Origin of the sequence: Leucobacter fengyongliangi (assembly GCF_050971685.1) — a bacterium.
Taxonomy (GTDB): Bacteria; Actinomycetota; Actinomycetes; order Actinomycetales; family Microbacteriaceae; genus Leucobacter.
Window position 1 is genome coordinate 153,851 of sequence record NZ_JBPCEU010000005.1, and the last position, 18,254, is coordinate 172,104.

Here is an 18,254-nt window from a genome sequence, read left to right on the forward strand (position 1 = left end):
AGCCGGCTGCCCGCATCTCGTTCACCCCCTTGGTTATCCACAGGCTCGACCACGCAAACCCGAGTTCAGTGGGCAGTAGTTGCTCGAATGGCGCGGCATTCCGACATCTACTGCCCATCTCTTGGTTGAGGGGGTGGTTGGGGTGGCGGGAGTGGCGGGGATGGCGGAAGTGGCGGGGGTGGCGGGGGTGCGTGGCGGGATGGGGCGACGCCGCGGGGCTGCAGCGGGGCTACCACGAAGCTGGGGCGGCAGGGCGGGCGAGGTTGGCTGAGCAGTGGGGGCGGATCGCGCTCCGCGCTTCGCGCGGCGCGTGGCAAGCTAGGCGCATGGCGAATTCTGCAAGCGGGGAGTCGATGATCGAGCGCGTCGTGCGCGTGCTCGACACCTTCGGCGCCGATCGCACCGTCCAGACCGCGAGCGAGATCGGGCGGCGGGCGGGGCTCCCGAGCGCCACCGCGCACCGGCTGGTTGACGAACTGGTGCGGGCCGGCATACTTGAGCGGGACGAGGAGCACCGTGTGCGACTCGGCCTGCGCCTGTGGGAATTGGCGCTGCGCGGATCCACTGCTCTGAGACTCAGGCAAGCCGCGCTGCCGCACATGGAGGCCGTGCAGGCGGAGCTTCGCGAGCACACCCAGCTCGCGGTGCTCGAGCGCGACGAGGCGCTCTTTCTCGAGCGGCTCTCGCACCCCGACGCGGTCTCGAACATCACCCGGGTGGCGGGGCGGCTCCCGCTGCACGCGTCCTCCTCGGGGCTGGTGCTGCTCGCGCACGCCGACCCGACCCTGCGCGAGCGCGTGCTTGCGGGGCCGCTTGTCGCGGTCGGCCCAGGCACCATCACCGATCCGGGCACGCTGCGGCGAGCGCTGACCGAGATCCGCCGCACCGGCTCGGTCGTGGCGCGCGGCTCGATCGAGGCGGTGTCGACGGGAGTCGCGGTGCCGATCCGGGACGCTGGGGAGGTCGTCGCGGCGCTCTCGGTGGTGCTGCCACGCGAAGTGGATCCGCAGCCCGCCCTGACCCAATTGCAGGCGGCGGCGCGCGCGATCGAGGCGGAGCTGCGCCGCACCAGGCCTTAGCGCGCTCCCATTCAATGGGAATTTTGCGGCAGTGGATCCGGATCCGCCGCACACTGGTGAGCACCACCGCGTGCAAGCCGCGCAAATGACTGGTTGATCCACTGTCAAAGGAGACCTCATGACCACCACCCGCACCCGCGTTGCCATCGTTGGCGCCGGCCCCGCTGGCCTCTTGCTGTCACACCTGCTCGAGCAGGCCGGCATCGACTCGGTCGTGCTCGACTCGCGCACCCGCGACGAGATCGAGCAGACGATTCGGGCTGGCATTCTCGAGCAGGGCACGGTCGACATCCTCGCCGAGGTCGGCACCACCAGCCGCGTGCACACCACCGGGCACCGGCACGACGGCATCGAACTTCACTTCGCCGACGAGGCACACCGCATCGATTTCCCGAGCCTCACCGGTCGGAGCGTGTGGCTGTACCCGCAGCACGAGGTGCTCATTGACTTGATCGCCGCGCGCCTCGCCGCCGGGCAGGATCTGCGCTTCAGCACCACTGTCGACAGTGTCGAGGGCGTGGACACCGCGAGCCCGAGTCTGCAGGGCACCGACGCCGAGGGCCAGCCGTTCACGATCGAGGCCGAGTTCATCGTCGGCGCAGACGGCTCGCGCAGTGTCGTGCGCCCGGCGGTCGCCGGGTCCGCAACAAATGGCTTTTTCCGCGAGTACCCGTTCGCGTGGTTCGGGATCCTGTGCGAGGCGCCGCCGAGCTCGGACGAACTCATCTACAGCAACTCGGCAAACGGCTTCGCGCTGATCAGTCAGCGAAACGAAACGGTGCAGCGCATGTACTTCCAGTGCGACCCCGAGACCGATACCGCGGCGCTCAGCGAGGAACAGATCTGGGACGAGTTGCAGTCGCGCGTGCCGAACACCGAGCTCAAGCGTGGCCCGATCTTCCAGCGCGACGTGCTGCGGTTCCGCAGCTTCGTGGTGAAGGAGCTGCGGAAGGGGCGCGCGGCGCTCGTCGGCGATGCGGCCCACACCGTGCCGCCGACCGGCGCGAAGGGCATGAACCTGGCGGTCGCCGACGTGATCCTGCTGAACCAGGCGCTGCAGGCGCTCCTGCTGCGGAACGACGAACGCCCTCTCGACAGGTACGCCGAGACCGCGCAGAAGCGCATTTGGAAGGCGCAGCACTTCTCCTGGTGGATGACGAGCATGCTGCACCTCTCGCCCGAGTCGACCGAGTTCGACCAGATGCGTCAGCTCGGTGAGCTGCGCTCGGTGGTCGAGAGCGAGGCGGGTCGCACCTACCTCGCCGAGGCCTACACGGGCTGGCCGTTCCAGACCGAGCTGTAGGGCCGGATACGCAGCCTCATCCACCCCGAGTTGGCATCGGTGCAGGGTTCGCGTACGTCGAACCCTGCGCCGACGTCCACCCAGCGGATGCGGCCGGATCGCCGAGCTCGCGGATTCCCCCGGCCCGGCCCCGCCCTGCCGCAAATTGACAGCGGCGCAGGGTTCAGGTCCCGCGAACTCTGCGCCGACGTCCACTTGACCGGGACGCTTGGCCCCTACAGTGCCCTGAGAACCACCGCGCTGCCCTGGCCGCCGCCGCCGCAGATGCCGACTGCACCGAGTGACCCTGAGCCGATCGACGTGAGCTGGCGCGCGAGCGTGCCGACGATGCGCGCGCCAGATGCGCCGATCGGGTGGCCGAGCGCGATCGCCCCACCGTGCGGGTTCACAATCGCGGGATCGAGCCCCAGCTCAGATGCCGACTGCACGCCGACCGCAGCGAAGGCCTCGTTAATCTCAACCGCGGCAAGGTCGGAGACCGAGGCCGCACCGGGCACGCGAGCGAGAGCAGCCGTGATTGCGCGCGCCGGCTGCGAGTGCAGGTGGCAGTCAGGCCCCGCGACGAACGCGGTGGCCTCGACCCGGGCGATCGGCGAAAGGCCAAGCCGTTCTGCCGCGGCCTCGCTCACGATCACGAGCGCAGCCGCACCGTCAGTGATCTGAGACGCGTTGCCCGCGGTAATCGTGCCGTCTTTCGAGAACGCCGGGCGAAGGCCAGCGAGCGACTCGGCGGTCGTCTCGGGGCGGATCCCGTCGTCGGCCGACACCACCGTGTCGCCGCGGCGCGAGACCACCGTGAACGGCTCAATCTCACCCGCAAAGAATTCGGCTGACGCCGCGGCACGCTGGTGCGACTCGGCAGAGAACGCGTCCTGCTGCTCGCGCGTCAGGCCGAGCGGTGCGTTACCGGCCTCGGTGAGTGAACCCATCGCAGTGCGTTCGAACGCGTCGGTCAGGCCGTCGTGATCCACTGTGTCGATCAACTGGGCGGTGCCGTACTTCGTACCCGCGCGCATCGGGATCACGTGGGGCGCGAGCGACATCGACTCCTGCCCCACCGCCACGACCACGTCGGCCTCGCCCGCGTTGATGAGGCGCACCGCTTGCGCGACCGCCTCGGTGCCCGACAGGCACACCGCGTTGAGCGTGATCGCGGGCACGTTCATCGGAATGCCCGCGCCGACCGCCGTCTGCCGTGCCGGGTTCTGCCCGGCGCCGCCCTGCAGCACCTGGCCGGCGACCACCTGGTCGACCTGCTCGGGGGCGACACCGGCGCGCGACAGCGCCGCACGAACGGCGTGCGCGCCCAGCACGGTCGCGGGCTGCGCCGCGAACTGCCCGGTGAACTTCACGAACGGGGTGCGTGCGTATCCGGCAATCAGTGCGGTCATCAGTGGATCTCCTCAAGTTCAACGGTGAAATCAGCTCCGGTGAGAGAGCGTATCTCACCTTCATCATGCCCGGGTGCGAGCCTACGCAACACCAACGCTCCACTGACCACGTCGAAGACGGCCCGGTCGGAGATGATGCGATCCACCACGCCCGCCCCCGTCAACGGCAGCGTGCACTCGGCAACGATCTTCGGGCTGCCATCCTTCGACACGTGGTCGGTAATCACGATCACGCGCGGGGTGCCGGCGACGAGATCCATGGCCCCGCCCATGCCCTTGACGAGCTTGCCCGGGATCGTCCAGTTCGCGAGGTCACCGTTCGCCGCGACCTCCATCGCACCGAGGATCGCGGTTTGCACGTGACCGCCACGGATCATGCCGAACGATGTCGCCGAGTCGAAGATCGAGGCGCCGGGCACGAGCGTCACCGTTTGCTTGCCCGCGTTGATCAGGTCGGCATCCTCCTCGCCCTCGAAGGGGAAAGGTCCCATGCCAAGGATGCCGTTTTCGCTCTGCAGCTTCACGCTGATGCCCGCCGGCAGGTGGTTCGCGACCAGGGTCGGGATCCCGATGCCGAGATTCACGTACTGCCCGTCGGTCAGTTCAGATGCCGCGATCGCGGCCATTTCGTCTCGCGTCCACATGGTTACGCCACCTCTCCGGCTGCGGCGGCGCGCGGCCGCACGGTGACCTGTTCAATGTCCTTGGTCGGATCCTCGACGCGCACGACGCGCTGCACAAAGACACCGGGGGTATCGATCCGCTCGGGGTCGAGGTACTCCTCTCTGAGGTGCTCGACCTCAGCGATCGTCACGCGGCCCGACATCGCGGCGAGCGGGTTAAAGTTTCGCGCGGTAAGCCGGTACCGCAAGTTGCCCTCGGAGTCGCCAGTGTGGGCCCGCACGAGCGCGAGATCCGCCACGATGCCGCGCTCGAGAATCGCGCGCTTCCCGTCGAACTCGGCCTCGGGCTTCCCCTCAGCAATCGGGGTGCCGACGCCCGTCGGCGTGTAGAACGCGGGAATGCCGGCGCCCCCTGCGCGCATGCGCTCGGCGAGTGTGCCCTGCGGCACGAACTCAACCTCAAGCGTGCCGTCGAGATATTGCTCGGCAAAAAGCTTGTTCTCGCCCACGTACGAGGAGAGCACCTTCCGCACCTGCCGGTTCTCGAGCAGCAGCCCAAGCCCCTTGCCGTCGACGCCCATGTTGTTCGAGACGATCGTCAGGTCGCGCTTCCCGGTGTCGCGCAGTGCGCGAATGAGGTTCACCGGGATCCCACTGAGGCCGAAGCCACCGACCGCGATAGTCATCCCGTCTTCGACGAGGCCGTCGAGCGCCTCCGCCGCGCTCTGTGCGATTTTTGACACCATTGTCGCTCAGCTCCGTTCATCATGTGATCAAGTGGATCAACTACCTCGAGAGTAAGAAACCTAATGAGATAGGTCAATCTCACACGAGTCCTCACGCATCAAGTGCTCGCATGGTGGCCGCACTAAGATGTATAGTTCACAATATGGACACACCACCTGCGGGCGACGGTCGACGCGACGCTCCGAGGCAGGACCCGGGTCGACGGAACACGGGTGGACGGCAAAACGGCGAATCAACTGTTGAAGGCCCGGTGGCCGGCGCGCAGGTCGTGGGCCGCATCGCCGCGGTGCTGCGCGCCGTGAGCCAGGGCATGCCGCAGGGCAGAGGAACGAGTGAGATCGCGCGATCCACTGCCCTCACCAGGCCGACGTCGCACCGTCTATTGAGCTCGCTCTCCGAGCAGGGATTCATTGACCGTGACCAGCGCACCGGACGCTGGTTGCTCGGGCCCGAAATCTACCTCTTGGGGGCGGTCGCGGCCGAACGCTACGACATCTCAGAGATCGCGCGCGAGCACGTCGCGGCGCTCGCCGAGGCCACCGGGGAGAGCGCGTTTCTTTCGGCTCGGCGCGGCAACGAGACTGTGTGTCTGCTGCGCGAAGACGGTGCCTTCCCCATCCGCTCATTCGTGCTCTACGAGGGCAAGCGCTTTCCACTCGGGGTGGCCTCCGCCGGCCTCGCGATCCTTGCGTTCCTCCCCGAAGAGACCGTCGAAAGCTACCTCGAGCGCGCCCATCTCGAAAAGGAGTTTGGCCCGCAGCACAGGGCGGAACGGCTTCGGGCTGCCATCGCCGAGACCCGCCACACCGGGTACGCGGTGAACCCCGGCCTCGTGGTCGAGGGTAGTTGGGGTATGGGTGCCGCGGTGTTTGGGCCGACGGGGCAGCCGACGTACGCGCTCAGTCTCACGGGCATCGAACCCCGATTCTCAGCGGATCGGCGCCCCGCACTTGGGCGCCTCCTCCTCGAGCACGCGCACCGGCTGACGCAGCGGCTCGCCCGCGGGTAGGCTCGACAGGGTGACAGACACCCCCCTGCCTCATTTGCCCCATCAGCGGGCGCAACAGGATCTGCAGGCTCTGAAGGCCGCCGCACGGGCGCGCATGCTGCGTAGACGCCGCCGCACGGTCGTCTCGGGCCTTCTCATCTTGGTGCTCGGCGCCGCAAGCTACACCGTCGCCGTCACCACCACCGAGCTCCCGGCGCTCGAGGGCACCCTCAGCGTCGCGGAAGAGGCAGAGTACAAGGCCGACGCGTCCGCGCTCGAGGCCGGCATCAACGCCCAGGCACTTCCCTCAGCGGCCGCCTGGGCCCACGACGATGACGTGTGGGCGAACACCGCCGAGCCACAGCCGATCGCGAGCATCACCAAGTTGGTCACCGCGCTGGTGGGTCAAGTGGTGAGCCCGCTCGAGCCCGGGTCTGACGGCTTCACCCACGCGTGGACCCCCGCCGACCGCCAGCGCCAGTCCGAAATCATCGCGCTCGACGGCATTGCCTTCCCTGTTCCGGTCGGCAGCGAATACACCCAGCGGCAAATGCTCGAGCTCATGCTCCTGCCCTCGGCAAACGACTTCGCCCAGGCCTATGCCTCTGCCATTTTCGGAGACAACGAGGGGTTTGTCGCCGCGGTGAACGGCTGGAAGGCCACCCACGGTCTCGATTCACTCACCATCGTGGAGCCGAGTGGCATGGACGCGGGCAACCAGGCCTCCCCCGCAGATCTCGTGCGCATCGCCCGGCTGGCACTCGCCGACCCGACGCTGTCCGAGATCGTGCGGATGCAGAGCACCGAGATCCCCGGCATCGGCATCGTGGAGAGCACGAATCCCCTGCTCGGTACTGACCCGGGCGTGATCGGGCTGAAGACCGGCCGCCTCTTCGCCAGCGGGTTCAATCTGCTCGCCGCCCAGGCGAGCGAAACGAGCGGCCGCGCACTGGTGAAGATTTCGGTATCGCTCGGGCGTTCCACCGCATCCGACCGCGTCGCCTCAAGCAGAGAGATGCTCGCGCTGCTCGAGGGTCAACCGCAGCCCGTCGAGATCCTTGCCGAGGGCGAGGAGGCGGGTTCGCTCGTCACCTGGACCGGCGACACCGTCTCGGTCGTCGCGAGCGAGGCCTCCGCCGCCGTGCTCGTGCCCGGCGAGAGCGCAGGCCGCGCGATCACGCTCGCCCCGCTTTCGGCGCCCACGGAAGGCATCGCGCCGGCGGGCACGGTCGTTGGCGAGTGGATCACCACCACCCCCACAGGCGAGCAGCGCGTATCCGTGGTCACCGCAGCTGCCATCGCGGAGCCGGATCTGTGGTGGCGCCTCACGCACCCGGCGATCGTGTTTGGCTGGGCCGATCCACACGCAGCAGAATAAGCGCACGCACCAGACGCTCAGGCACCGAAAGCGGAACCGACGCGCGCGGCGACGACCCGACGCAGCGCGTCAAGTGTGAGCCGCACCGACTCCACGTCGATGCGCTCATCGTGCGAGTGGATCATCTCGCGGTACCGCTCGTAGCTCCAGCCGGCAGAGAGCAACCCGAAGCCATACGCGGGCACGCCGATGCCCCGAAACAGCCGCGCATCCGACCCGCCCGCGGCCATGATCGGCACGACGGGTGCACCGGATGCCTGCTCCACGGCACGCGAGACCGCGGCAAACAGCGGGTTGTCGATCGGCGATTCCGAGGCGGGCCACCCGCGCAGGTGCTGGATCTCGACGCCCTCGGCATCGTCTCCGAGCATGTCGAGCAGTAGCTCGTCGACCGCCTCGTCGGTGGTGCCGGGCAGCGTGCGGATGTCGAGATCGATCGTCGCCTCGCCCGGGATCACGTTGTGCGCTTGCCCCGCGCGCAGCACCGTCGGCGAGATAGTGACACGGGAGATCGCGTGCGCGTAGCCCGCGATGCCCCCGAGCTCGCCCAGTGCCGTGTCGAGCCGCACCGGGTCGCGCATTCGCTCGGCGAGCAGTGGATCCGCGATGCGTGCCGCTACGAACGCGTCCCACAGCGGACCCAGCTCGACCGCGGGCTCCACCAGGGCAAGTCGCTGCAACACGATGCCAGCATTGACCGCCGCGCTCTCCGCGCCGAACGGGATCGAGGCGTGACCGGGGCGCCCGCGCACCACCAGTCGACGACCGGCCGAACCCTTCTCTGCGACATCGATGGCGACGTGGCCACCCATGCGCATGCCGCCGGTTTCCGAGAGCGCCTCCGTGACCCGGATCGCCTCGGGGTGTTCCCGGAGCAACCACTTGAGGCCGTACTCGCCGCCAGCTTCTTCGTCGGCCACCGCGAGCAGCACCAGGTCGCCACGAGGCGGGTTGGGCGCGAGCGCCACCTCCCGCACCGCGCACGCGAAGACCGCGGTGAGGTACAGCATGTCGACCGCGCCGCGGCCCCACACCTCGCCGTCAACCAGGTCTCCCCCGAACGGATCGCGGGTCCACCTTTCCGCATCGACCGGCACCACATCGAGGTGCCCGAGCAGGCCGAGCGAGGGTGCCGCAGGGTCGGTGCCGGGCACTCGCGCGATCAGCGAGGCGCGACCTGGGGCCGCCTCGAACACCTGTATCTCGACCGGTGCGTCGGCAAAGAATCTCTGCAGCACCCGCACCGCGCGAATCTCCCCGCCCGAGGCTGGATCGCCGGTGTTCACGCAGGCCTCGCGGATCAGCGCGCGGAGCAGTCCGACCGCGTCTTCAGACACCCGCACCCACCTCCGGAAGCTTCGCGAGTAGGCGGCCTGACGGGCCGCCCATTGATACCTCAAGACTACCCGTTCACACTCAGGACACCTTCTGACTCCTCGTCTAAACTTGGATCAGGTTCTCGAGGGGCGGAGCCAGACGCACTACAGGGAGCAATCATGCCGAACACAGATTCACAGCCCCAGTTGGGGCTCCGGATACGCAAGAAGCGTGCCACGGAAAACGCGATCGAAGTCTCCGCGGTCTCGCTCGCGCTCGAACACGGTATCGAACACGTCACCGTCGAGATGATTTGCGAGCAGGCCGACATTTCGCGCAGCACGTTCTTCAACTACTTCGCCGGTCGCGACTACGCGATCGTCGGCCGGGCCGTCGAGCCACTACAGGGCGAGGAGGCTGCCGCTGTGCTCGCCTCCGCAGCCGGCGACCTGGTGCGCGGGGCGATCCGCCTGATCTTCGCGTCGATCGGGCACCAGCACGTGAACTCCGAGGTCGCACGCAAACGCGCGCAGTTGAGCGCCGAACAGCCAGCCGCGCTGCAGCTCGCATCGGGCATCCTCGTCGAGGGGTCGGTGAAGCTGATTCCGGTGATCGCCGGGTGGCTCGCTGAACATCCCGAGCACGCGAAGCTGGCCGACCCGGTACAGGAGGCGACGTTTGCCGTGGGGCTCGCGCACGCCGCGTTGGGGGCACTCATTTCGGCGATGGCTCAGCAAGACGGTGACATTGCTGCTGGCGACGCGCACGTCGACGATGTACTCGATCAGATGCGGTCAGTGCTCGGCTAACTGGTGGATCTCTTGAACCCCCGCGCACGCGAGGGTTCAAGAGGCGAGCCGCGGCAGTGTCCCGACCGGCCCAGCGCTCTATTCCTCGTCGGCGAGCGCGCGCACCGCGCGCCGATCCGCAACCAGCGCATCGCGCACGCGCCGGCGCAGTACCTTGCCGATGAGTGACTTGGGGAGTTCCTCCCACACCAGGTACGTCGAGGGGCGCTTGTACTCGGCGAGGTGCTCGCGCGCGAACTCGCGGGCGGCCTCCTCGTCGAACGTGGCGCCTGGCTCGAGAATCACCGCGGCCGTCACCACCTCGGCCCCGCCGCCGCGCGGCACACCCACCACCGCGCACTCGGCGACGCCGGGCAGTCGGTTGATCACGCCCTCGACCTCGCTCGGCGCGACGTTGAACCCGCCGGTGATGATGAGCTCCTTCTTGCGGTCGACGACCGTCACGAAGCCCTCGTCGTCCTGCATGACGAGGTCGCCGGTGCGCAACCAGCCGCCCTCCAGCAGGGTCGCCGCGGTCTCCTCGGGGCGGTTCCAGTACCCCTGAAACACCTGCGGGCCTCGAATGAGCAGTTCGCCGACCTCGCCCAGGGCGACCTCGCGCGTGGGTTCGTTCTGATCCACCACCCGAATGTCGGTGGAGGGGAACGGGAGCCCGATCGCGCCGATCTTCCGATGGTCGGTGAACGGGTTTGCCAGGGCCACCGGGCTCGTCTCGGTCAGGCCGTAGCCCTCGTTGAGCATGCTGCCGGCGAGATCTTCCCAACGCTTCACGATGGCGGGGGTCAGCGTCATCGCGCCCGAGATCGCGTAGACCACGCCGCTGAGATCGAGCTTGCCGTCGCGCGCCACGCGTGCGAGGCGGTCGAACATCGGCGGCACGGCGGGCACGAAGGTGGGTGGGAACCGCTTGGCGGCTTGCGCGACGAGCTCCGGGTCAAAGGTCGGGAACAGCACGGCGCGCGATCCCGTCTCGACCGAGTAGATCACCGAGAGCAGCAGCCCGAAGGAATGGAACATCGGCAGCAGGCCGTAGATGCTGCCCTCGCCGCGAGTGAAATCGGGCATCCACGCGGCACCCTGGCGCGCGTTTGACCACAGGTTTGCGTGGGTGATCATGGCACCCTTGGGGGTGCCCGTGGTACCCGAGGTGTACTGCAGGCAGGCGAGATCGTCTTTCGCGGGGCGGGGGTGGCTGCCCGGTAGTGCGGCGCTGCGCTCGAGCTTCGCAAAGGAGACCGTACCGGTCGTCTTTCCCGTGAGCTTTTCGCGTGACTCGCGGGCCTTCTGCACCGGCAGTCTCAGTGCGAGACGGGTCGTGAACGGCATCGCTCGCGTCACGTCGACGGCGATCACAGAGTGGATCCCGAGATCTTTCGGCAGCGCCTGGATCGTGGGGGCCATCTTGTCCCAGGCGATCACCACCTGGGCTCCGTGGTCGCGGAACTGCACCTCGAGCTCGTCGCGGGTGTAGAGCGGGTTGTGCTCGACCACGGCCGCACCGAGGCGCAGCACCGCGTAGAAGGCGATGACGTGCTGTGGCGCGTTGGGCATGACGAGGGCGACGCGGTCGCCGGCCTTGACGCCGAGGCTCTTGAGTCCGTTCGCGACGCGGGCGACGCGCTCCCCGAGCTCGCGGTAGGTGAGCGTCGCGCCGAAGAAGCTGATGGCATCGCGACCCGACCACCGGGTGACACTCTCATCAAGGAGGTCTACGAGGGATCCGGTGACCGGTTCGATATCGACGGGGGTACCGGGTGCGTAGAACCTGTTCCAGGCGCGGGTTTCGTTCGGATGCATGCCTCAAGGATAGTTCTCCCACCCGCACGAACCCTCGCCCCACACGTGGGTGGGGCGAGGGTTCGTGCGCCACAAAGACCTACTTGTTAAACATGTCCTTCGCGGCGTCCTTCACGTTCTCGCCGGCGTTCCTAAGATCGCCCTTGGCCTGATCCATCTTGCCCTCGGCGACCAACTTATCGTTGTCGGTGGCCTTGCCGAAGGCCTCCTTGGCCTGACCCTTGGCCTTGTCCATACCTGCGGAAATCTTGTCGTCTGCACCCATCGGGAGCCTCCTTCGTTCTCGGTAATATGTGGACGCTTTCCACTCTGCCAGCCACCCCGAGCCGCGCACAGGGGGTTGCATTCTCAGCCTCTTTCGTGGACCCTCCCGGGCAGCGCCGCCTTACGGGCATGGCGACTCGGCGGGTGTTGCTGTTGGTGGCAGGCTAGAACCTGGAGGCTTTCTCACGACCGTGCCGTGCTGAGGTCACGCGCGAGGCGTCGCTTCACTCACGCACCCTCATCGATCAGTTCGACGCCGAAGTCCGCAACGACGGCTCGCACGAGACCGAGATATCGCTGCGCCTGATCGCTGAGCGGGTTCGCGGCATGGCGGATCCACCCGATCTCAATGCGCTCGTCAACTTCGAGCGGGATGGCGACGATCTCGGGGTCGAGGTCATCGCTCACTATGCCCGTCGAAATCGTGTACCCATCGAGCCCGATCATCAGGTTGAAGATGGTCGCGCGATCGGAGACCCGGATCTCGCGCTTGCTCGACAGGGTTGAGAGGATTTCCTCGGCGAAGTAGAAGGAGTTGTTCGCGCCCTGGTCGAAGGTGAGCCGCGGCATGTCATCGAGATCGGCGAGGGTCACACGGTCGCGGGATGCGAGCGGGTTTCTTCGGGAGATGAAGATGTGCGGCTCGGCACGGAACAGCGGATGGAAGACCAGCCCGGAGTCACGGAAGAGTTTGTCGAGAACCTTGCGGTTGAAGTCGTTGCGGTACAGGATGCCGAGCTCACTGCGAAGCGTGCGGACGTCTTCGATGATGTCTGCGGTGCGCGTCTCGCGGAGCGAGAACTCGTACTCATCCACGTCACTGCGCTTCACCATGCGCACGAAAGCATCGACCGCGAACGAATAGTGCTGTGTCGACACCCCGAGCAGTCGACGCGACGGCGCCCGCCCCAAGTAGCGCTGCTCGAGGAGCGCCGATTGCTCGACCACTTGCCGCGCATAGCCGAGGAACTCGACTCCGTCGTTCGTGAGCGATACCCCGCGGGCGGATCGCAGCAGCAGAACGCGCCCCACCCGCGCCTCGAGCTCTTTCATCGCCGCGGAGATCGTGGGCTGCGCCACGTAGAGCAGGTCCGCGGCCGCAGAGATCGAGCCTTCCGCCGCAACCTCGATGAAGTAGTGCAGTTGTTGCAGCGTGATGCCGGTCGACTCTCGGGCCATAGGCCCAGCCTATCTTCTTCCATAGTTTTCGCGAGTTAACCGATGGCTCACGATTGCCTTCACGATGGAGTTACCACTTCACGAAGACCGATCCCGGTCTCCCAGCTACAGGATCGACGAACCATGGCGAACGAGTTCACGTTCAGCATCACCACTACCCGCTTCGACGAGAACTACTCGCCCTCCGAGGCTTCCCGGGTCACGACGAACTTCGCGAACCTGGCTCGCGGCGAGCGCCGCCAGCAGAACCTCCGCAGCGCACTGACGATGATCGACCGACGATTCAACGACCTCGCGCGCTGGGACAACCCCGGTGGAGACCGGTACACCCTCGAGCTCGACATCGTCTCGGCCGCGCTGAATTTCAAAACGGCGGGTCAGGAGCACACGTTCCCGCTCCTCGAGGTGCTGGAGATCCACATCGTCGACCAGAAGTCAGGAAAGCGCCACCAGGGGATTGTGGGGAACAACTTCTCCTCCTACGTGCGCGACCACGACTTCAGCGTGCGCCTGCCCGGGGCGAACGGTGCCGGAACCGACGTCACCATCCCCGATGACTTCGGTGATCTCCACGGCAAGCTCTTCCAGCACTTCCTCGATTCCGACGCGTACCAGGCACGCTTCTCCCTGCCCCCGGTCATCTGCATCAGCGTCTCCACGAGTAAGTCGTACCGGCGCACCGCCAACGTCCACCCGGTCCTCGGCATCGAGTACGAGCAGCCTGAGCCCTCACTCACCGACGCGTATTTTGGAAGGATGGGTCTGCAGGTGCGGTACTTCATGCCGCGGGATAGCGTCGCACCTCTCGCGTTCTATTTCCGCGGTGATCTCCTGAACGACTACTCCAACCTGCAGTTGATCGGCACGATCAGCACGATGGAGACCTTCCAGAAGATCTACCGACCAGAGATCTACAACGCCAACTCCGCCGCAGAAGCCGTGTACAGCCCGACGCTGGACCAACAGAACTTCTCGCGCACGCAGGTCGACTACGACCGAGTGGAGCGCAGCGAGTTCGCCCGCAAACAGGGCGCATTCACCGACGAGCACTTCATCACGCCGCACGGCGATCTCCTCGAAGCCTGGGCGGCAGAGCGCCCCACCCCTGTCGCATGACCAACGGAGAACGATCAATCATGAACACCCTGCTCCCCACCTCGACTGTCGGTAGCCTCCCGAAACCAACGTGGCTCGCGCAGCCGGAAGTCTTGTGGTCACCGTGGTCACTCGAGGGTGATGCCCTCGTCGAGGGCAAACAGGATGCGCTGCGGATCGCGGCCCACGTGCAGCACCGCGGCGGCATTGACATCGTCAGTGATGGCGAGCAAAGCCGCCAGCACTTCGTCACGACTTTCATCGAGCACCTCAGCGGTGTCGATTTTGAGCGCCGCGAGACCGTGCGGATCCGCAATCGGTACGACGCGAGCGTGCCGACGGTGGTCGGCGACGTGAGTCGGGAGCGGCCGGTGTTCGTCGAGGACGCGAGGTTCCTGCGCCAGCAGACCGATCGACCGATCAAGTGGGCCCTCCCCGGCCCCATGACGATGATCGACACCCTCTACGACGCCCACTACAAGAGCCGCGAGAAGCTCGCTTGGGAGTTCGCCACGATTCTGAACCAGGAGGCGCGAGAGCTTGAGGCGGCCGGTGTCGACATCATCCAGTTCGACGAGCCCGCATTCAACGTCTTCTTCGACGAGGTAAAGGATTGGGGCATCGCGGCGCTCGAACGTGCGACGGAAGGCCTGCGCGCCGAGACCGCGGTGCACATCTGCTACGGCTACGGCATCAAGGCGAACACCGACTGGAAGGAGAGCCTCGGCGCCGAGTGGCGGCAGTACGAGGAGACGTTCCCGCTGCTGCAGCGATCCACTATCGACATCATCTCGCTGGAACGCCACAATTCCCGGGTTCCGGTCGACCTCATCGAGCTCCTTCGCGGGAAGAAGGTCATGCTGGGCGCCATCGATGTGGCCAGCCACGAGGTCGAGACGGCAGAAGCCGTTGCCGACACCCTCCGCGACGCGCTCCGGTTCGTCGACGCCGACAAGCTCATCCCGAGCACGAACTGCGGCATGGCACCGCTGCCGCGGCGGGTCGCCCTCGACAAGCTTGGCGCCCTAAGCGCGGGAGCGAACCTCGTGCGCAACGAGCTCGCTGGAGCGACGGCCTAGCGTCTGGCGGCGAGCTCGTCGAGTAGGGCCCCGTAGAGTGAAGCAACGATAAGAGATGGTCTCACTCGAAGGATGTCTCCTTCGCCGACATGCGCCGAATCCGGGCAGCATACTCATCCAGCACACCCAGGATGCCGCGATGCTGCCACACTCGCGCACGAGACTTCCCTGTCATCTCGACCAGCACACCACGCTCCACCAGTACGTCGAGGGCACGAAGCGCTGCCATCTCCCCCAGTCCAAGCGCCCGCACGACGTACTTCGTGTTTACCGCGGGCTGGCTTACCAGTGCTGGAAGAATCCGCCATGCAGCTGCATCGGAACGGATGCCCGCCAGCTTTGCGCGAGAATCCTCGAGCTGTGATGCAAGGTCATCCACAAGACCACTCCCAGTCACGGCGGCCACGCGGCTTGCGCGGGCAAACTCATGAATGATCTGCGCGGCGTCTCCCTCGCGGAAGCTCCCAAGCGCGGCAAAGTAGCGGTCGACATCGACAAGTAGCCCGGCCGAGATCGGCACAGCAGTTGATCTCACCAGACCCTTGTTTCGGAGGATTGATTGGGCGAGCGCCCGGCCTGTGCGACCGTTGCCGTCGGGGAACGGATGGATCGTCTCGAACTGCGCGTGTGCCACCGCCACCTGCACGAGCACCGGAAGGTCCTCCCTTCGCACGAACCGCACCAGGTCCAACATCGCAGTCGGAATACGGTCATGGTGCGGCGCAACAAAGTCCGCGGTTCGCGGGCCTGCCTCCCCGTGCCCGATCCACACTTGTTCATCTCGAAAGCGACCGGCAAACACGGAATCGAAGCCACGTTGATGCAGCATCAGCGCTTTGTGCATCGCGAGGATTGATTCCTCAGTAACTTCCCCCGCCAAGCTCAGGGCTGCCTCCATCGCGTGCACGTTGCCCACCACTGCGCGCGCGTTCGCCTTATCGCCCTCGTCGATCTCGGCAAGAGCGAGTTGCTTCGCCGACGTCGTCAGTTGTTCGATCTGAGAACTCGAGGCCGCTTCCATGCGGAGCAGAATCGCAGCCATTGGGCCAAGTGCGGGGCTGTCGCTTGCGAGCGTGCGCTGCGCGTGAAGATCAAACTCGACCAGCCGGCGGGTCGCATCTTCAACATCAGCCAGCGCTTCGGCTGGAAGCCTGGGTGCCCACCCTACAATCGACGCGGTGACAGCCGCCTGGTACGGTCCGGTCTGACGCGCCGCCTCTGCCCGCGAATACATCTCGGGCGCACGCGGCTTCCAATTGAACGTCTCAAACGAGATTGGCTCGATCGGAATCAGAGCACCCGCGGAATCTGTTGACACAAGCCCACACTACCAACACCTATGCATCTAAGTGTTGGTAGTGTGCCGAGTTCGCCATATCTGCCCGAGCCCCCGCGCCTTCAGCGCTGAGTGCCTTTCGCCTCCGATTCGAAGTTGTAAAGAAAACTGGGATTTGCTTTCTTCTTCGGGTGGATTTGTAAAGTTTGAGGCCAGGCTCAGCGGCTGTCACCTTTATGTAGGCCGGAAAAAGGAGGCCCGAATCAGCGAAATTTCGCGAATCCGGGCCTCTGACCGGGCTTGTCAGCCAGGCCACTCAATAAGCGCCTAGAAGTCCCAATACTCGTCACCACCCGCATGATTCCGCGGGTTATCGGCAGTCGTGGAGTTGTCGTGCCCCCAGCGTGCCACTGTGAAATGGGCCTGGTGTCCACCTCGCGAAAGCGGTCGCTGGCACACTTTCAAGGGTAGTCGCGCTTGGTCCCCCGGGCAACGAAACGACGTGCCTCACCTAATATGCCCGCGAAACACTTCCGGTGCATCACGTAAAAATGCCCGCGAAACGGAATCATCAGTTTCATGGGAAGTGGGCTATCAATGCGTGCCAGACACGAGATCACACGAAAGTTCGCGAAGCAGTATGCCGCAGCGGCCAAGAAGGAGAAGAGCCGTCTCCTTGACGAGGTATGCGCGATCACGGGCTGGTCCAGAGACAACGCGCGCAGACAGTTACAAGCTGCGCTGAAACCGCGTCGGGTAGGGGCCCGGCAACGTAAGCCGCGCCCGCTGAAGTACTCACATGACGCGTTGAAAGTGCTGCAGAAAGTGTGGGCGTTCGCGGGCGGGATCAGCGGGAAATACTTGGCCGCGTCAATGGAACTCCAACTCATGCTGCTGGAAGCGCACGGCGAACTGGTCCCAGGCCGGGGCAGGTACAGTCACCACGTCGCGGACGAGTTGCTGGCAATGTCACCGGCCACGATCGACCGCTACCTCGCCCCAGCCCGCGCGAGGGACCCACTCCGCGGGATCGCCACCACCACGCCAGGCCCGCTGCTGCGGAACTCGATCACGATCAGGAAAGCCGGTGACGAGATCGAGGCCGTACCCGGGTTCTTCGAGGGCGACACCGTCGCACACTGCGGGCCCGTCTTGAAGGGTGAGTTCTGTCGCAGTGTTGATCTCACCGACATGCACACCGGTTGGACGTACACGCGCTCGATCCGGAACAACGCACACCTGCACATTCGTGACGCCCTCGACCGATTCATCAGCGAAGTGCCGTTCGAGGTGACCGGGGTGGATTTTGATAACGGGTCCGAGTTCATCAACTACGACGTCATCGGTTGGGCTGCAGAACTTGACATCTACTTCACGAGGTCCCGGCCGTACAAGAAGAATGATCAGGCCACGATCGAGTCGAAAAACAATCAGATCGTGCGCCGGTACGCGTTCTACTGGAGGTACGACACCGCGCCTCTGCTGAAGCTATTGAACGAGTTATGGCCGCTGGTGAACGATCGCCATAATTTCCTCACCCCCACGAAGAAACCCATCGGTTGGGCGACCGATCAAAGGGGGCGCCGTAAACGTGTCTACGATGAGCTCGCGACACCATTCGACCGGCTCCAGCGTTCCGGTGTGCTCAGCGCCGAGAAGACCGCCGAGTTGACCGGGTACCGTGACAGCTTGAACCCGGCCCACATCGCTCGCGAGATCGACCGAATCCAGCAGCGCCTCACCTACCTCGCGGCCGAGAAGACTCGCACGCTCGAAGCGATCGAACTCGCGAAAGCACCAAACGCGGCAGCCGGGGTCAAGCCGGCCCGCGCGAGCAGGAAACAGGCAAGCTAAGCTCGAGAATTACGCGGGCATTCTTATGTGAGTCACCGGTGGTGTTTCGCGGGCATATTTATATGAGGTTCCTCG

At 65.8% G+C, this 18,254-nt stretch carries 16 protein-coding genes; 8 read left to right on the forward strand and 8 right to left on the reverse strand.

Features of this window, described 5'->3' with window-relative positions; translation table 11 throughout:
• The first annotated feature begins 326 nt into the window (after positions 1–326).
• Positions 327–1,079, forward strand: a complete 753-nt coding sequence (locus tag ACR0R4_RS05580) for an IclR family transcriptional regulator (RefSeq protein WP_433646388.1) — start codon at positions 327–329, stop codon at positions 1,077–1,079.
• Between the two features lie 118 nt (positions 1,080–1,197).
• Positions 1,198–2,382 carry a 4-hydroxybenzoate 3-monooxygenase gene (locus tag ACR0R4_RS05585; RefSeq protein WP_433646389.1) on the forward strand — a complete coding sequence of 395 codons (1,185 nt, stop codon included), beginning with the start codon at positions 1,198–1,200 and terminating at the stop codon, positions 2,380–2,382.
• 215 nt (positions 2,383–2,597) lie between these two features.
• On the opposite strand, the gene ACR0R4_RS05590 is transcribed toward ACR0R4_RS05585, so the two are convergent.
• The 3 genes from ACR0R4_RS05590 to ACR0R4_RS05600 are packed head-to-tail and all read right to left on the reverse strand — an operon-like array spanning position 2,598 to position 5,142.
• Positions 2,598–3,773, reverse strand: a complete 1,176-nt coding sequence (locus ACR0R4_RS05590) for an acetyl-CoA C-acyltransferase (RefSeq protein ID WP_433646390.1) — start codon at positions 3,771–3,773, stop codon at positions 2,598–2,600.
• Entirely contained in the window at positions 3,773–4,417 is a 645-nt protein-coding gene (locus ACR0R4_RS05595; protein ID WP_433646391.1) for a CoA transferase subunit B, read from the reverse strand. The genes ACR0R4_RS05590 and ACR0R4_RS05595 overlap by 1 nt, the downstream gene beginning before the upstream one ends.
• A 2-nt stretch (positions 4,418–4,419) precedes the next feature.
• Positions 4,420–5,142, reverse strand: a complete 723-nt coding sequence (locus ACR0R4_RS05600) for a CoA transferase subunit A (protein ID WP_433646392.1) — start codon at positions 5,140–5,142, stop codon at positions 4,420–4,422.
• Positions 5,143–5,285: 143 nt separating this feature from the next.
• Here ACR0R4_RS05600 and ACR0R4_RS05605 point away from each other — a divergent pair, with 143 nt between their 5' ends.
• Positions 5,286–6,152, forward strand: coding sequence for an IclR family transcriptional regulator (locus ACR0R4_RS05605; RefSeq protein ID WP_433646393.1), 867 nt, complete (start codon positions 5,286–5,288; stop codon positions 6,150–6,152).
• 10 nt (positions 6,153–6,162) lie between these two features.
• Positions 6,163–7,509, forward strand: coding sequence for a D-alanyl-D-alanine carboxypeptidase family protein (locus tag ACR0R4_RS05610; protein WP_433646394.1), 1,347 nt, complete (start codon positions 6,163–6,165; stop codon positions 7,507–7,509).
• Positions 7,510–7,526: 17 nt separating this feature from the next.
• On the opposite strand, the gene ACR0R4_RS05615 is transcribed toward ACR0R4_RS05610, so the two are convergent.
• Positions 7,527–8,846, reverse strand: coding sequence for a M20/M25/M40 family metallo-hydrolase (locus ACR0R4_RS05615; protein WP_433646395.1), 1,320 nt, complete (start codon positions 8,844–8,846; stop codon positions 7,527–7,529).
• A gap of 159 nt (positions 8,847–9,005) precedes the next feature.
• On the opposite strand from ACR0R4_RS05615, the gene ACR0R4_RS05620 reads away from it, so the two are divergent.
• A complete protein-coding gene (locus ACR0R4_RS05620; RefSeq protein WP_433646396.1) occupies positions 9,006–9,635 on the forward strand; it encodes a TetR/AcrR family transcriptional regulator in 630 nt (209 codons plus the stop codon).
• 78 nt (positions 9,636–9,713) lie between these two features.
• Here ACR0R4_RS05620 and ACR0R4_RS05625 read toward each other — a convergent pair whose 3' ends face one another.
• From ACR0R4_RS05625 to ACR0R4_RS05635, 3 genes are all read right to left on the reverse strand, one after another.
• Positions 9,714–11,432, reverse strand: coding sequence for a long-chain-fatty-acid--CoA ligase (locus tag ACR0R4_RS05625; protein ID WP_433646397.1), 1,719 nt, complete (start codon positions 11,430–11,432; stop codon positions 9,714–9,716).
• A gap of 79 nt (positions 11,433–11,511) precedes the next feature.
• The gene (locus ACR0R4_RS05630) at positions 11,512–11,697 is read right to left on the reverse strand and encodes a CsbD family protein (protein WP_433646398.1); all 186 of its coding nucleotides are present in this window, start codon (positions 11,695–11,697) and stop codon (positions 11,512–11,514) included.
• 227 nt (positions 11,698–11,924) lie between these two features.
• Positions 11,925–12,875: a LysR family transcriptional regulator gene (locus ACR0R4_RS05635; protein WP_433646399.1), complete on the reverse strand. Its 951-nt coding sequence runs from the start codon at positions 12,873–12,875 to the stop codon at positions 11,925–11,927.
• Positions 12,876–12,998: 123 nt separating this feature from the next.
• Here ACR0R4_RS05635 and ACR0R4_RS05640 point away from each other — a divergent pair, with 123 nt between their 5' ends.
• Together ACR0R4_RS05640 and ACR0R4_RS05645 are read left to right on the forward strand one after the other, a co-directional pair.
• Positions 12,999–13,991, forward strand: a complete 993-nt coding sequence (locus ACR0R4_RS05640) for a putative oxygenase MesX (RefSeq protein WP_433646400.1) — start codon at positions 12,999–13,001, stop codon at positions 13,989–13,991.
• Between the two features lie 20 nt (positions 13,992–14,011).
• Positions 14,012–15,049 (forward strand): methionine synthase, encoded by a 1,038-nt coding sequence (locus tag ACR0R4_RS05645; protein WP_433646401.1) that lies wholly within the window; start codon positions 14,012–14,014, stop codon positions 15,047–15,049.
• A gap of 61 nt (positions 15,050–15,110) precedes the next feature.
• On the opposite strand, the gene ACR0R4_RS05650 is transcribed toward ACR0R4_RS05645, so the two are convergent.
• Positions 15,111–16,367: a Fic family protein gene (locus tag ACR0R4_RS05650; RefSeq protein WP_433646402.1), complete on the reverse strand. Its 1,257-nt coding sequence runs from the start codon at positions 16,365–16,367 to the stop codon at positions 15,111–15,113.
• Between the two features lie 555 nt (positions 16,368–16,922).
• Between ACR0R4_RS05650 and ACR0R4_RS05655 the strand changes: the two genes are divergently transcribed.
• Positions 16,923–18,179 (forward strand): integrase catalytic domain-containing protein, encoded by a 1,257-nt coding sequence (locus tag ACR0R4_RS05655; RefSeq protein WP_433645266.1) that lies wholly within the window; start codon positions 16,923–16,925, stop codon positions 18,177–18,179.
• The last annotated feature ends 75 nt before the right edge of the window (positions 18,180–18,254 follow it).

Bases quoted from the DNA above. Each gene is read 5' to 3' on its own strand.
- ACR0R4_RS05585 (WP_433646389.1), top strand. From the start codon at position 1,198: ATGACCACCACCCGCACCCGCGTTGCCATCGTTGGCGCCGGCCCCGCT.
- ACR0R4_RS05625 (WP_433646397.1), bottom strand. From the start codon at position 11,432: ATGCATCCGAACGAAACCCGCGCCTGGAACAGGTTCTACGCACCCGGT.
- ACR0R4_RS05640 (WP_433646400.1), top strand. From the start codon at position 12,999: ATGGCGAACGAGTTCACGTTCAGCATCACCACTACCCGCTTCGACGAG.
- ACR0R4_RS05645 (WP_433646401.1), top strand. From the start codon at position 14,012: ATGAACACCCTGCTCCCCACCTCGACTGTCGGTAGCCTCCCGAAACCA.
- ACR0R4_RS05590 (WP_433646390.1), bottom strand. From the start codon at position 3,773: ATGACCGCACTGATTGCCGGATACGCACGCACCCCGTTCGTGAAGTTC.
- ACR0R4_RS05620 (WP_433646396.1), top strand. From the start codon at position 9,006: ATGCCGAACACAGATTCACAGCCCCAGTTGGGGCTCCGGATACGCAAG.
- ACR0R4_RS05595 (WP_433646391.1), bottom strand. From the start codon at position 4,417: ATGTGGACGCGAGACGAAATGGCCGCGATCGCGGCATCTGAACTGACC.
- ACR0R4_RS05630 (WP_433646398.1), bottom strand. From the start codon at position 11,697: ATGGGTGCAGACGACAAGATTTCCGCAGGTATGGACAAGGCCAAGGGT.
- ACR0R4_RS05580 (WP_433646388.1), top strand. From the start codon at position 327: ATGGCGAATTCTGCAAGCGGGGAGTCGATGATCGAGCGCGTCGTGCGC.
- ACR0R4_RS05635 (WP_433646399.1), bottom strand. From the start codon at position 12,875: ATGGCCCGAGAGTCGACCGGCATCACGCTGCAACAACTGCACTACTTC.
- ACR0R4_RS05655 (WP_433645266.1), top strand. From the start codon at position 16,923: ATGCGTGCCAGACACGAGATCACACGAAAGTTCGCGAAGCAGTATGCC.
- ACR0R4_RS05600 (WP_433646392.1), bottom strand. From the start codon at position 5,142: ATGGTGTCAAAAATCGCACAGAGCGCGGCGGAGGCGCTCGACGGCCTC.
- ACR0R4_RS05605 (WP_433646393.1), top strand. From the start codon at position 5,286: ATGGACACACCACCTGCGGGCGACGGTCGACGCGACGCTCCGAGGCAG.